This is a genomic window from Pseudomonas brassicacearum subsp. neoaurantiaca (assembly GCF_013608025.1).
Taxonomy (GTDB): Bacteria; Pseudomonadota; Gammaproteobacteria; order Pseudomonadales; family Pseudomonadaceae; genus Aquipseudomonas.
Genome location: NZ_VDLV01000024.1, coordinates 1 through 13,636 on the forward strand (window position 1 = coordinate 1; position 13,636 = coordinate 13,636).

10 protein-coding genes are annotated in these 13,636 nt (G+C 62.6%); all 10 read right to left on the bottom strand.

The features are described from left to right. Positions 1-352: 352 nt before the first annotated feature. Entirely contained in the window at positions 353-1,432 is a 1,080-nt protein-coding gene (locus FHK92_RS15110; RefSeq protein ID WP_181288770.1) for a tartrate dehydrogenase, read from the bottom strand. Between the two features lie 34 nt (positions 1,433-1,466). After that, the gene (locus FHK92_RS15115) at positions 1,467-2,924 is read right to left on the bottom strand and encodes an NAD-dependent succinate-semialdehyde dehydrogenase (protein ID WP_181288771.1); all 1,458 of its coding nucleotides are present in this window, start codon (positions 2,922-2,924) and stop codon (positions 1,467-1,469) included. Positions 2,925-3,051: 127 nt separating this feature from the next. Further along, positions 3,052-4,212, bottom strand: a complete 1,161-nt coding sequence (gene argE / locus FHK92_RS15120) for an acetylornithine deacetylase (protein ID WP_181288772.1) — start codon at positions 4,210-4,212, stop codon at positions 3,052-3,054. After that, a complete protein-coding gene (locus tag FHK92_RS15125) occupies positions 4,209-6,050 on the bottom strand; it encodes an ABC transporter ATP-binding protein (protein ID WP_181288773.1) in 1,842 nt (613 codons plus the stop codon). The genes argE and FHK92_RS15125 overlap by 4 nt, the downstream gene beginning before the upstream one ends. A gap of 1 nt (position 6,051) precedes the next feature. Beyond that, positions 6,052-6,927, bottom strand: a complete 876-nt coding sequence (locus tag FHK92_RS15130) for an ABC transporter permease (protein WP_181288774.1) — start codon at positions 6,925-6,927, stop codon at positions 6,052-6,054. Next, a complete protein-coding gene (locus FHK92_RS15135) occupies positions 6,924-7,880 on the bottom strand; it encodes an ABC transporter permease (RefSeq protein ID WP_181288775.1) in 957 nt (318 codons plus the stop codon). The genes FHK92_RS15130 and FHK92_RS15135 overlap by 4 nt, the downstream gene beginning before the upstream one ends. 40 nt (positions 7,881-7,920) lie before the next feature. Next, positions 7,921-9,567, bottom strand: a complete 1,647-nt coding sequence (locus FHK92_RS15140) for an ABC transporter substrate-binding protein (RefSeq protein ID WP_181288776.1) — start codon at positions 9,565-9,567, stop codon at positions 7,921-7,923. Positions 9,568-9,651: 84 nt separating this feature from the next. After that, on the bottom strand, positions 9,652-10,926 hold the full coding sequence (locus FHK92_RS15145; RefSeq protein ID WP_181288777.1) for an NAD(P)/FAD-dependent oxidoreductase: 1,275 nt from the start codon (positions 10,924-10,926) through the stop codon (positions 9,652-9,654). Between the two features lie 36 nt (positions 10,927-10,962). Further along, complete coding sequence (locus FHK92_RS15150; protein WP_030140633.1) at positions 10,963-11,631, bottom strand: haloacid dehalogenase type II; 669 nt, start codon at positions 11,629-11,631, stop codon at positions 10,963-10,965. Positions 11,632-11,989: 358 nt separating this feature from the next. Continuing rightward, the gene (locus FHK92_RS15155; protein WP_181288778.1) at positions 11,990-13,315 is read right to left on the bottom strand and encodes an NAD(P)/FAD-dependent oxidoreductase; all 1,326 of its coding nucleotides are present in this window, start codon (positions 13,313-13,315) and stop codon (positions 11,990-11,992) included. Between the last annotated feature and the right edge of the window lie 321 nt (positions 13,316-13,636).

The window sequence follows — 13,636 nt, forward strand, 5'->3', positions numbered from 1 at the left end:
GCGGTGTGCCAGCCAAAATTTCCATCGACTGACACGCTGCCTTCGCGAGCAGGCTCGCTCCCACATTGGAGTTTCGCTGGTCGCAAGATGTACAGACGCCGCGGAACCTTGTGGGAGCGAGCCTGCTCGCGAAAGCGGTGTGCCAGCCAATATATTCGCCGACTGACACGCTGCCTTCGCGAGCAGGCTCGCTCCCGCATTGGAGTTTCGGCGGTCACAAGATGCCCATACGCCGCAGAACCTTGTGGGAGCGAGCTTGCTCGCGAAGAGGCCGGTACTTTCAGCATCTCCATCGACTGACACTCCGCCTTCGCGAGCAAGCCCGCTCCCACAGGAGAAAGACGTTCGCCGTTCAGAGCCGCAAGGCAATAGCCTCCCCAACCTCCTGAGTCGAACCCCGGCCGCCGAGATCAGGCGTAATCGGTCCCTCGGCAATCACCTGCTCGATGGCCTTGAGAATCCCGTCGTGCGCCGCACGATATCGCTCATCGCCATTGCCGAGGAAATCCAGCATCAAGGCCCCGGACCAGATCATCGCGATCGGGTTGGCAATGTTCTGTCCATAGATGTCCGGCGCCGAACCATGCACCGGTTCGAACAGCGAGGGAAACCGACGCTCCGGGTCAAGGTTGGCCGAAGGCGCGATGCCGATGGTGCCCGCGCAGGCAGGCCCGAGGTCGGAGAGGATGTCGCCAAACAGATTCGACGCCACGACCACATCGAACCGATCCGGTTGGAGCACGAAGCGCGCACAGAGAATGTCGATGTGTTGCTTGTCCCAGGTGACGTCCGGGTACTGCTGCGCCATGAGCGCCGTGCGTTCGTCCCAGTACGGCATGCTGATGGAAATGCCGTTGGACTTGGTTGCCGCCGTCAGGCGTTTGCGCGGTCGGGTCTGGGCCAGGTCGAAGGCGAACTTGAGGATCCGGTCCACGCCGCGTCGCGTGAACACCGACTCCTGCAGCACGAATTCATGCTCGGTGCCCTCGAACATCTTGCCGCCGACCGAGGAGTATTCGCCTTCAGTATTTTCACGGATCACCACGAAATCGATGTCCCCGGGTTCGCGTCCGGCCAACGGGCACGGCACGCCGGGAAACAGCCGCACGGGGCGGATGTTGACGTATTGGTCGAAGTCCCGGCGAAACTTCAGCAGCGAGCCCCACAGCGAAATGTGGTCCGGAACCTTGTCCGGCCAGCCCACGGCGCCGAAGTAGATCGCGTCGAAGTCCTTGAGCTGCTCGAACCAGTCGGAGGGCATCATCTGCCCATGTTCCAGGTAGTAGTCGCAGTGGGCCCAGTCGAGCACTTCGATGCTCAAATCCAATTGCCACTTTTTTGCCGCCTGCTCCAGCACCCGCAGGCCTTCCGGCAAGACTTCCTTGCCAATGCCATCGCCGGCAATCGCGGCGATCCTGAATAACTTGCTCATCAACCCCATCTCCTCTGTCCAAACGCTGGAGAGATCACAGCCCACCGATGTGGAAGGCTTTGATTTCAAGGTATTCGTCCAGGCCGTACTTGCTGCCTTCGCGACCCACGCCCGATTGCTTGATGCCGCCGAAGGGCGCTACGTCCATGGAGATTAGCCCGGTATTGAGGCCGATCATGCCGAACTCCAATGCCTCGCCAAACCGCCATGAGCGGCGCAAGTCCTGGGTGAAGAAGTAGGCGCCCAAGCCATAAGGCGTTGCGTTGGCCAGGGCCAGCGCCTCTTCTTCCGTGCTGAAACGCATCAATGGCGCGACCGGACCGAAGGTTTCTTCATTGGCGAGCAACATCCCTGCGTGAGCCTCACCGAGCACCGTTGGCTGGACGAACTGGCTCTCGCCGTCAGGGATGCCACCGCAGAGCAGGCGCGCGCCCTGGCTCAACGCCTCATCGATATGCCGAGCCACCTTGCTCACCGCCGCCGCGTTGATCAGCGGGCCCACGTTCACCTCGGCATCCAGGCCATCGCCGACCTTCAGCTTGCCGACCTCCTCCACCAGGCGCCGGGCGAAGCGATCGTAGATGCCGTCCTGCACGAGGATCCGGTTGGCACAGACGCACGTCTGCCCCGCGTTGCGGAATTTGCTGAGCATGACGCCGGCCACGGCCTGCTCCAGGTCAGCGTCGTCGAACACGATGAACGGCGCGTTCCCGCCCAGTTCCAGGCTCAGGCGTTTGATGTGTTCGGCGCTTTGGCGCATCAGCAGCCGACCGACCGCGGTGGAGCCGGTAAACGAGATCTTGCGCACCGTCGGGTTGCCGGTCAGCTCTTCGCCGATGCCAGCGGGCATGCCGGTCACCACATTGAAGACCCCGGCCGGAATGCCGACCCGTTCGGCCAGCACCGCTAGCGCCAGGGCCGACAGGGGCGTCAGGTCCGAAGGCTTGACCACGATCGTGCAGCCGGCAGCCAGGGCCGGCGCGCACTTGCGTGTGATCATCGCGTTGGGGAAATTCCATGGGGTGATCGCGGCACAGACACCGACCGGTTGCTTGAGCGTCAATAACCGACGATCACCGCTCGGGGCTTGCATGGTTTCGCCGTAGACCCGCCGTGCTTCTTCGGCGAACCATTTGACGAAGCTGGCGCCGTAGCGGATCTCGCCCATGGCCTCGGTCAGCGGCTTGCCCTGCTCACAGGTCAGGATCAGCGCCAGATCGTCGAGGTTATCGAGCATCGCCTGGTACCAGCGATCGAGCAACGCCGCTCGCTCCACCGCCGGACGCGCCCGCCAGGCCGGCCAGGCACGGTCGGCGGCTTCAATGGCACGCCGGGTTTCGCTGGCGTGTATCGCCGGTACCCGAGCGAGTACCTCGCCGGTGGCCGGGTTGGTGACGTCCAAGGTAGCGGCGTTGTCGGCGCCGACCCACTGGCCGTCGATGTAAGCGAGTTCTACCAGCAGGCTGGGGTCTTTCAGGCGATTCTTGAGCATGGCGTGGAGTCCTGTTCTGAGACAGTCTCCAGTCTATTGAGTCACCCTGGACGAGGATGCTGAAAACGCCGGTTCTACAGCCGCGAATGCTGAATTTCAGCCTCCGACGGCACGCTTTACCGTGGCACTACTGAACCTTCATGGAACCCAACAACCCTTGCAGGAAACGCTCGCCCGCCTCCATCTGGCTGACCTCGATGAACTCGTCAGGTTTGTGCGCCTGTTCTATCGAACCTGGGCCACAGACCACCACCGGTACGTCCAGGCGTTGCTTGAACAATCCGCCCTCGGTGCCGAACGAGACTTTGGCGGTGCCGGTGTCCGGTGCTGCAAAGTTTTTCAGGAAGCGCACGGCTTCGACACTCGGGTGGGTATCGAGGCCCGGGTAGACGTTCAAGGTTTGGATGTCGATATCGGCCACGTTCGAGAGCTTTCTCGCTTCGCGCACGATCAATTCAGCTCGCTCGGTCATTTGCTCCAGGAACCGGTCGAGGTTGTCCTCCGGCAAGTTCCGCACTTCGAAGTCCAGGGTGCAGAGGTTCGGCACGATATTCAGCGCCTTGCCGCCGACAATCTGCCCGACATGCACGGTGCTGTAGGGCACGTCGTAATCGGCATCCTGGGCGCCCTGCTCTTGCAATTGCTGCTGGCTCTGGCGCAGCGCAGCGATGAAATCGCAGGCCACGTGGATCGCATTGACCGAGCGTGGCGCCAGGGACGAATGCGCTTCGAGGCCGCGACAGTAGGTGCGGTAAGAGCCTTTGCCCTTGTGCCCGAGCACGAATTGCATTTGGGTTGGCTCGCCGATGACGCACAGAAACGGCCGGATCGGTGCCAGGTGCAGCACATCGAGCAAGCGCCGCACCCCCACGCAACCGATCTCTTCGTCATGGGACAACGCCAATTGCAATGGCCGGCTCAAGGGCTGCTCGGTGGCGTCGAGCATCGCGTCGATGGCCAGCGCAATAAAACCCTTCATGTCGCAACTGCCACGGCCATAAATCCGCCCGTCCCGCACCGTTGCCTCGAACGCCGGGAAGGTCCAGGCCTGCCCCGCCGCCGGCACCACGTCGGTATGACCGGACAGCAGGATGCCCGGCACATCCCGTGGGCCGGCGCTGGCGAACAGATTGGCTTTGTGGCCCGTTTCATCCTTGACGATCAACGATTCGATGCCTTTGGTTAGAAGCAGATCGCGCACGTACTCGATCAAGGCCATGTTCGACTCCGAGGAGACGGTGTCGAAGGCCATCAGCCGTTTGAGAATCGCCAATACCCGGGGTTTCATGCGTATGCCGCCACGGTCAGAGGGTTCGGTTGCTGGGTTTTTATCAGTTCGGCACTGTCGTGATGGCAAAGAATTTCACTGCCGCCCACTAACATCCGCCGATCCGGCGCGACGCGGTTGCACAGCCCGTCGACCCGCACCGGGCAGCGACTGAGGAAGGTACACAATCCTGGCACACTGGCTTTCGGGCCAATCGGTGGCAATGTCTGGCACGTCGTTGCGCCGCAGCTTTCCAGCCAGCCCTGGCGCAGTTCCGGCACGGAATGGATCAGCAGGTCGGTATAGGGATGAAACGGCGTTTGCGCGTAGGCGTCGCGGGCTCCGGCCTGGATCTTGTGGCCGCTGTACATCACCACGATGTCGTCACACAGGGCGCGCACGGTGGAAATGTCGTGGCTGATGAACAAGTAGGACACGCCGAGTTGCTGGCGCAGGTCGCGCAGCAATTCCAGGATCGCCGCCCCGACCACCGTGTCCAGGGCCGAGGTCACCTCATCGCAGAGAATCAGGTCCGGCTTGGCCGCCAAGGCCCGTGCCAGGTTGACCCGCTGTTTTTGTCCGCCGGACAGCTCGTTCGGACGTCGGTCCGCCATTGTGCGCGGCAAGCGCACCAGGTCCAGCAGCTCACCGATACGCTCGCGCAATGCCGTGCCCTTGAGGCCGAAGTACATCTTCAACGGACGGCTCAGGATCGTGCTGACGCTGTGCATCGGGTTGAGCGCGGTGTCGGCATTCTGGAAGACCATTTGAATGCGTCGGAACTGCTCATGGGTGCGCGACGACAAGCTTCCGCCCAGGGGTTGGCCATCGAACGTCAAGCCGCCAAGGGCCGGCGTGAGCAGCCCCGCCACCACTCGGGCCAAGGTCGATTTGCCAGAGCCCGACTCGCCAATGACGCCAATGGCCTGGCCTCGGCGGATCGTCAGGTCGATGTCTTCCAGCACGCGAATGGCTGGCATGCCCTGGGCATTTTTGTTGCCGTAGCCGGCGGTCAGGCCCTTGATGACCAGCAAAGGCGTTTCTTGGGCGATGTCGCCAGGCGGACGAATCGTCGTGTCCGGGCGCGCCGCCGCCAGCAAGCTGCGGGTGTATTCGTGGGATGGGCCCTGGAGCAAAGGAGCCGTGGCGCTGTGCTCGAAGATTTCACCGCCGTTGAGTACGACAATCTGGTCAGCCATCTGCGCCACGACCGCCAGGTCGTGGGACACATAGACCGCCGTCGCCCCGCGCTCATGGACCACCCGTTTGAAAGCCCGCAGCACATCGATCTGCGTAGTCACGTCCAGCGCCGTGGTCGGTTCATCGAGCACCACCAGCAACGGATCGCTGATCAATGCCATGGCCGCCATCACCCGCTGCAGTTGCCCGCCGGATACCTGGTGTGGATAGCGCTGGCCGATGCGTTCCGGGTCTGGCAGGGCCAGGTCGCGGAACAGCTCGACGGCCTTGGTTTCAAGCTCGGCCCGGCTGCCGAGGCCGTGGATCAATGCGCCTTCCACAACCTGGTCGATGAGTTTTTTCGCCGGATTGAACGCCGCCGCCGCGCTCTGGGCTATGTACGACACCCGGTTGCCTCGCAGCTTTTGCAATTGGCTGTCGTTCAGCGCCAGCATGTCATGTTCGCCGACGTGCACGCTGCCACCGGCCAGGCGGCAACCGCGTCGGGCATAACCGAGCAGCGCCAGGGCAATGGTGGTCTTGCCGGAGCCGGATTCACCAATCAACGCCAGCACTTCACCCTTTTCCAGGGAAAAGCTGACGCCCTTGACGATATCCACCTCTCCACGCTCGCCACAAGCCACCACGCGCAAGTCCTGGACTCGAATCAATTCGCTCATCTCAATGACCTCCCGAACGTCGATTGCGTCGCGATGACACCCGGTCGATGAACAGATTCACGCCGATGGTCAGGGTGCCAATGGCCAGGGCTGGGATCACGATGGCCGGCGCTCCTTGATTGAGACCACCGATGTTTTCGCGCACCAAGGAGCCAAGGTCGGCATCCGGCGGTTGTACGCCCAGCCCGAGGAAACTCATGCCGCTGAGCAACAGCACGATGAAACCGAAACGCAGGCCCAGGTCCGCCAGCACCGGGTTGAGAATGTTCGGCAGGATTTCCACGCAGGCGATGTACAGCCGACGCTCGCCCCGGGTGCGGGCCACTTGCACGTATTCCAACGCTTCGATATTCACCGCCATGCTACGGGCGATGCGAAAGGCGCCGGGGGTGTAGCTCAACACCGCCGTGCAGATCAGCAACGTGACCGAGGAGCCGAACGCCGAAACCATGATCAGCGCAAGCATCTTGCTCGGGATCGAAATGAACGCGTCCATCAGGCGGCTGATCAGCTCATCCAGCCACTTTGGCGACACCACCGACAGCAAGGCCAGGCTGGTGCCCAACGTGCTGGACAACACTGCGGCCACCAGCGCGAGGCCGACGGTAAAGCGTGCGCCGACGAGGATCCGGCTGAGCATGTCACGGCCCAGGTAATCGGTGCCGAACGGGTACGCGGCGCTGAAGGTGTCGAAGACATTATCGGAGACCACCTCACCCACCGGGTGCGGCGCCAGCCATGGGCCGAACATCGCCACCAACAGCCAGATCGCACACATCGCGGCGCCGGCCAGGCCCAGCCAGGACGCGCCATGGGGATCTTTGCCCAACCCCAGTGCTGCGGCCGCAGGCGGGGATTTCACAATGAGATTGTTCATTGGTTTCTCAGCCTCGGATTGGAAAGAATCGCGCACAGGTCGGCAATCAGCACCAACGCCAGGTACGCGGTACAGAACAACATCGTGCAGCCCTGGACCAGGGCCATGTCGCGGTTCGTCACCGCATCGACCATCAGGCTGGCGATGCCGGGGTAGTTGAAGATCGTTTCGACGATCACCACCCCGCCCAGCAGGTAAGACAGGCTCAGGGCGATGGCATTGGCGATCGGCCCGATGGCATTGGGCAAGGCATGGCGAAGCACGATGCGGACATTGCTCACGCCTTTGAGCCGGGCCATTTCCACGTAGGGGCTGTCGAGCTGATCGATGACCGCCGCCCGGGTCATTCGCGACATTTGCGCGACAATCACGCAGCACAACGTCATCACCGGCAAGGCGTAGGTGCGCATGAATTGCCAGGGTGGGGTGATGTCACTGGCGTAGGACAACGCCGACAGCCAACCCAGGTTCACCGCGAATATCAGCACGGCCAGGGTGGCGACCAGGAATTCCGGCACCGCGACCATGGTCAAGGTGAAAAAGCTCAGAAAACTGTCGATGCGCCCGCCTCGTCCCATGGCCGAGCCGATACCCAGGGTCAACGCTACCGGCACTGAAACCAATGCCGTGGCCGCCGCGAGCATCAAAGTGTTGGGGACCCGGCCGGCCATCAGATCGATGACCGGCATGGCGTTGGAGATCGACATCCCCAGGTCACCGCTGAGCAGGCTCGTCAGCCAGTGCAGGTAACGCAACACACCGGGCTGGTCGAGACCCATTTTCGCCCGCAGGGCGGCGACTTGTTCCGGTGTCGCGAACTGGCCCAGGGACTGTTGCGCCGCGTCGCCCGGCAGCACCGCCGTGATGGCGAACACCACCATGGACACAATCAGCAAGGTCAGGACCGCCGCCCCCAGGCGTCGGCCAATCAACCACAGTGTGTTGCTATTCATCAGCCGACCCTCATGCAATGCAGCGTGAACCCGAGGTTCATCAGGCGTCCAGCCAGACTTGCTCGGCGAACATGTAGCCCATGAAACCGCCCAGGGGGTTGGCGCCATAGCCTTTGACGCGCTGGTCGGCGCCGTCGATGTTGCTGATGAACACCGGCACGCCGATACCGCTGTGTTCATGCACCAGGGCTTGCATGTCGCCGTACATCTTGCCGCGCTTGGCCTCGTCGGTTTCCCCTCGCGCCTGTACCAGCAGTTGGTCGAACTGCTCGTTTTTCCAACCCGATTCATTCCACGGGGCCGTCGACTGGAAGAATTGCGAAAAGATCATGTCGGCGTTCGGACGCGGGTTGATGTTGCCGAAGCTCAGCGGGTGCTTGGCCCAATGGTTGGACCAGTAGCCATCGCTGGGCAGCCGATTGACGTCGAGCTTGAGCCCGGCCTCTTTGGCCGATTGCTGCAGCAACACCGCGACATCCACCGAACCGGTCGCGGCGGGCGAGCACATCAGCGGCATGCTGATGCTTTCCATGCCGGCCTTCTTGAGCAGGAACTTGGCCTTTTCCGGATCGTAGGCCCGTTGTGGCAACTCAGCGTTGTAGAAACGCGCGCCGGGTGCGATGGGGTGATCGTTGCCGACCCGGGCGTAGCCACGGAAAATCGCCGACTTGATCTGCTCACGGTCCAGCAACAGCTTCATGGCCTGGGTGAACTCCGGGCTTTGGCCAGGCATCTGGTCCTGCCGGATGATCAGGTCAGTGTAGTTGCCCGACGGCGAATCGATGACCCGGTGCTTGGCGCTGGCCTTGATACGTGTGGTCGAGCGTGGATTGACCTCGTTGACGATGTGCACGTCGCCTGACAACAGCGCGTTGATCCGCGACGATTCATCGGCGATGCCAATGAATTCGATCTCGTCCAGGTACGGCAAGCCAGGTTTCCAGTAATTGGCATTGCGCACCCCCACGGAACGCACGCCAGGCTTGAACTCCTTGACCTTGAACGGCCCGGTGCCGATGCCCTGGCTGAAATCGCTGGTGCCCTCGGGCACGATCAGCATGTGCGAGACGGCCAGCACCGACGGCAATTCAGCGTTGGGGCCGCTCAACTGAATCTGCACTTCGTGGGTGCCAATGGCCTTGACGTCGGCGAACTGCGACGCCAGCGGCAGGACCTTGGAGCCGGTGATCGGGTCCTTGTGGCGCAACAGCGAGAACACCACGTCGGCGGCGGTCAGCGCCTTGCCATTGTGGAAGGTCACTTCCTTGCGCAGGCTGATCACCCAGAGGGTGGCGTCGGTGGTTTCGATGCGCTCGGCCAGCTCCAGTTGCGGGACCATATGGCTGTCGAAACGCGTCAGCCCGTTATAGAACATGTAGTGGCGCACATAGTCGGTGGACGACGACCCTTTGGCCGGGTCCAGGGTATCGGCGGTGGAACTGGTCGAACCGGCGACGCGGATCCGCCCGCCCGGCTTGCCTTTGCCAGGGCTTGCGGCCTCCTCATCGGCGAACAGCTTGCCGGCGGTGCCGAACAGGCTGCCGGCGCCGGCCACCGCGACCCCGGCCAATCCGAGCATCTGCAACGCATTGCGGCGAGACATGCCGCGGTTGAGCCCTTCGAAAACGCGCAGACTTTCCGTACCTGTTACCAACTGGGTGTCGATACTGTTTTTCTTGTCAGTCATGTCAGTTCTACCTTTCGGAAGTGATAAGGCTCGATGGCTCGCGATTAACGCAACGTTGTGAAACGTGAAGCGTCCCCCGTTAACTCAATGCAAATAGTCTTGAAGCCGGTAATACGCCCCCACGAACGGCAGGAACCAAGGCTTGCCGAAATGCCCGGGGATGGCCGGCCAATCGAGTTCGCGCCAAGGATTGGCCTCCAGGTTGCCCGCCATGACGTCGGCCATGACCTGGCCCATGTGCACCGACATCTGTACGCCATGGCCGCTGTAGCCCATGGAGTGATAAACCCCGCCATGCTGGCCCGCCCGGGGCAACCGATCGGAAGTCATGTCCACCAACCCGCCCCAGCAATAATCGACCTTCACCTGGGCCAGTTGCGGGAACATTTGCACCATTGCCGCGTGCAATACCTTGCCGCTCTTGGCGTCGGACACACTGTCCGACATGGCAAACCGCGCACGCCCGCCAAACAGCAGGCGGTTGTCCGGCGTCAGGCGAAAGTAATTTCCGATCATGCGGCTGGTGACATACGAGCGATGGGCCGGCAGCAGGCTGTCGACCAAGGCCTGTGGCAGCACCTCGGTGGCGATCACGAAACTGCCCACCGGCACGATCCTGCGTCGATACCAGCCCAACCCACCTTGCTGGCAGGTGCCGGTGGCCAGCAGGATTTGCGCGGCCTGCAGCGAACCCTTGGCGGTGTTGACCCGATAACCGCCCGCACTGGCTTTCCAGTCCGTCACGGACACGCCCTGGAAAATCAACGCGCCGTGACGCGCGGCGGCTTCGGCCAACCCGACCCCGAAGCGTCCGACATGCATCTGCACGCCGTTGCGCTGCAGCAGGCCGCCATGGAACTGGTCCGAGTCGACTTCAGCGCGGGTCTCCTGCGCGGACAACAACTCGACCTCGGCATCGACCTCGCGCCGGATCAATTCGCACGTGCGCGCCAGGCCTTCGTAATGCATCGGCTTGGCGGCCAGCTTGAGCTTGCCATTGCGCTTGAGGTCGCAGGCGATCCGCTCCTGCTCCACCAGCGAGACAACGCTCTGCACCGCGCTTTCATAAGCCTGGTAATAGGCGCGCGCCTTATCGGCGCCGAGGCTGGCACTCAGGGCCGCGTAATCCTGGGCAACGCCGGTGTTGCACTGGCCGCCATTGCGCCCGGACGCCTCGCCGATCACTCGCCCGCCTTCCAGCACCGCCACCTTGGCTCCCTTCAAGGCCAGGGCCCGGGCCGCCGCCAGACCGGTGAAACCACCACCGACGATGGCCACGTCGACCTGCCCGGGCAACGCACCGAGCTGGGCACCGGTAAAGGCCGGTGCGGTATCGAGCCAATAGGACTCACTGCCCATGTCTAACCCCTTATGCCGTGGAGAGAGCCCGCAGGCTCAGAGACCGACCAGACCGGCCAGTCCGCCGATGTCCGGGATCTGGTGGTAACCAAAGGCCGCGTTCGCCGGGTGTTCATGACCACGGGCCACGAAGGCTTTATGCTTGATTTTCATGTCGTGGGCCGACATCAGGTCGTAGCGGAAGCTCGAAGACACGTGCAGGACGTCCTCCGGCCCGCAGCCGAGGTTGTCGAGCATGTACTCGAAGGCGGCCAGGCGTGGCTTATAGGCTTGGGCTTGTTGGGCGGTGAAGACTTTATGGAAAGGCGCGCCGAGCTTGTCGACGTTGGACATGATCTGCTCGTCCATCGCGTTGGAGAAAATCACCAGGGGAATCTTGTCGGCGATTTTCGACAGGCCGGCCGGCACGTCGGCATGCGGGCCCCAGGTCGGTACGGCATCGTAGTAGAGCTGGCCTTCGCCTTTGTATTCGACGCCCCAGCGTTTGCAGACTCGCGCCAGGGCCGTCTTGAGAATCTCGTCATAGGGCCGCCAGTCACCCATCACCTGGTCCAGGCGATACGCCGAGAAATCCTTGACGAACTGCTCCATTTGCTCGGCAGGGACGCGGTCGGCGAACAGCTCGCGCGTCATGGTGCCCATCTGGAAATTGGTCAACGTGCCGTAGCAGTCAAAGGTAATGAACTTGGGGCGAAGGAAGCTCATGAGTGCAGTCCTGAGTGATGGTGGAGGTCATGAGGGGCAAGCGATTGCACCGTTCTGGAGGTGGAGGTGCGACGCTGCATCACGGATTTATTACAGCATCATGAGACCGCGCATATACCGTTAAAAGTATAGGTCGCTTGGCACAAACCACCGTTTTTCGGGGCCCGCTCAGCAGACTGTGCGGGATGCGCCAAGCGCGGGCATTTGCGTCGTTTTCAAGGCATCCGGGGCCATTTATGGTGCGCGCAAAGCGGCTCGAACCGCGGCGTGCGGCAGAATCTGCGCCTGCACAACGAGAACGGGCGCATCCCCTGCGGGTGCGCCCGTTTGTTGTCTTGCCAGTGAGATTTCCGCGTCTCTAGAACTCCGCGACCTTGCCCCAGGACGAAGACTGGAAACGGTCCGGATGATAGGGTCGTGGGTCAACCAGGGGCGTCATGTCAGTGACGATATCAGCGATCAAATGGCCCGCCCCCGGGCCGATGCCGAAGCCGTGGCCGCTGAACCCCGCTGCCAACACCAGGCCTGGGAGCTCCGCCATCTCACCGATACCCGGGACACCGTCCGGCGTGCTGTCGACATAACCGGCCCAGGCGCCGGTGACCGATGAGGCCTTCAGCATCGGCACCAGGTCGATCGCACGCTTGTATGTCAGCTCAACCACCCGCGCGTCCGCCTTGGGATCCAGGATCCGCATCCTCTCCATCGGGGTGGGCTGGTCCAGGCGCCAATGGCCCAGGCCTTCGTGCCCCGCCTGGAAACCTTGCAGGCCACCGGGCGCCAGCTTGCGCCAGCGGCGCTGGAACATCGGCAGGAATTGCGGGGCGAAACGCAGCAGTTGCGGCGTCGGGTCAACCCGCCCCCTGCCACTGATCGCCAGGGTGAAGCCGCCATCCGAGCGCCGGGTCATGGAAATGTCGGCGGTGTGCAGCGCATCCGGGATCTCCGGGGCACCCTTGGACACCGCCATCACGGTCTGGCGAATGGTCGCCTGGGGAAAACGAATGCCGTATTGGCGGCAGAAAGACGAAGCCCACGCGCCGCCCGCGAGCACCGCGAGAGGGGTGCGAATGGTGCCCTTTTCGGTCACAACGGCGGACAGTCGTCCACCCTCGGTCTCGAGGCCACGCGCCGCGCACCCTTGATGCACCGTGCCGCCCAGCTTGATGATTGCCCGCGCCACCGCCGGTGCCGCGCGGGACGGGTCAGCGGTGCCGTCAGTCGGTGAAAACACCCCGCCTTTCCAGGGTTTACCCGTCACTCGACCGTGTTCGGCGGCCTGTTGCGCCGTCAACATATGGGTTTTGACATTCACGGTCCGGGCAAACTCCCCCCATTGCGCCCAGCCGTCCAGCTCCTTCTCGCTGTTGCTCAAGTAGAGCAAACCACAGCGCTTGAAGCCGGTGTCCTCGCCGGAGTCCGCCGCGAACTGTTCCCACAGGTCCAGGCTCTTGGTCGACAGCGGCAACTCACGGGCGTCTCGATTCTGTTGGCGGCACCAGCCCCAGTTCCGACTCGATTGCTCGGCGCCGATCCGGCCTTTTTCCACCAGCGCGACCTTCAGGCCACGCTTGGCCAGGTAATAGGCGGTAAAGGTCCCGATGATGCCGCCGCCAATCACGACCACATCAGCGTGCGTCGGCAGCTCGGAACTCGTCTCTACGGAAATTAACGGTGCAGGCATTTGTCAGGATGTCCATTGAGGGCCGGGAAGTAAAAAGCACATCGTCTTCACGGCTTTATTACAACACCGGGAAACCGTGCATAAACGGTTAAAAGCATAGGCTCCCTGGTACAAACCACCGTTTTACGAGACCTGTTCAGCAGACTTTGCGGGACGCCACGAACGCGGGCATCGAGGGCCCCGCGCCTCGCCCTTCAGCCCCGCTGCCTGCGCAATCTGCAAACGCCAGTTTTTTGCTTCCTGCCAATCGTTGTTTGAGAACAATGACCTGTGGCGAGGGAGCTTGCTCCCGCTGGGGTGCGAAGCAGCCCCAAACCCGCC

Excerpts from the sequence above, each read along its gene's own strand:
- FHK92_RS15110 (WP_181288770.1), bottom strand. The coding sequence starts at position 1,432 with ATGAGCAAGTTATTCAGGATCGCCGCGATTGCCGGCGATGGCATTGGC.
- FHK92_RS15115 (WP_181288771.1), bottom strand. The coding sequence starts at position 2,924 with ATGCTCAAGAATCGCCTGAAAGACCCCAGCCTGCTGGTAGAACTCGCT.
- argE (WP_181288772.1), bottom strand. The coding sequence starts at position 4,212 with ATGAAACCCCGGGTATTGGCGATTCTCAAACGGCTGATGGCCTTCGAC.
- FHK92_RS15125 (WP_181288773.1), bottom strand. The coding sequence starts at position 6,050 with ATGAGCGAATTGATTCGAGTCCAGGACTTGCGCGTGGTGGCTTGTGGC.
- FHK92_RS15130 (WP_181288774.1), bottom strand. The coding sequence starts at position 6,927 with ATGAACAATCTCATTGTGAAATCCCCGCCTGCGGCCGCAGCACTGGGG.
- FHK92_RS15135 (WP_181288775.1), bottom strand. The coding sequence starts at position 7,880 with ATGAATAGCAACACACTGTGGTTGATTGGCCGACGCCTGGGGGCGGCG.
- FHK92_RS15140 (WP_181288776.1), bottom strand. The coding sequence starts at position 9,567 with ATGACTGACAAGAAAAACAGTATCGACACCCAGTTGGTAACAGGTACG.
- FHK92_RS15145 (WP_181288777.1), bottom strand. The coding sequence starts at position 10,926 with ATGGGCAGTGAGTCCTATTGGCTCGATACCGCACCGGCCTTTACCGGT.
- FHK92_RS15150 (WP_030140633.1), bottom strand. The coding sequence starts at position 11,631 with ATGAGCTTCCTTCGCCCCAAGTTCATTACCTTTGACTGCTACGGCACG.
- FHK92_RS15155 (WP_181288778.1), bottom strand. The coding sequence starts at position 13,315 with ATGCCTGCACCGTTAATTTCCGTAGAGACGAGTTCCGAGCTGCCGACG.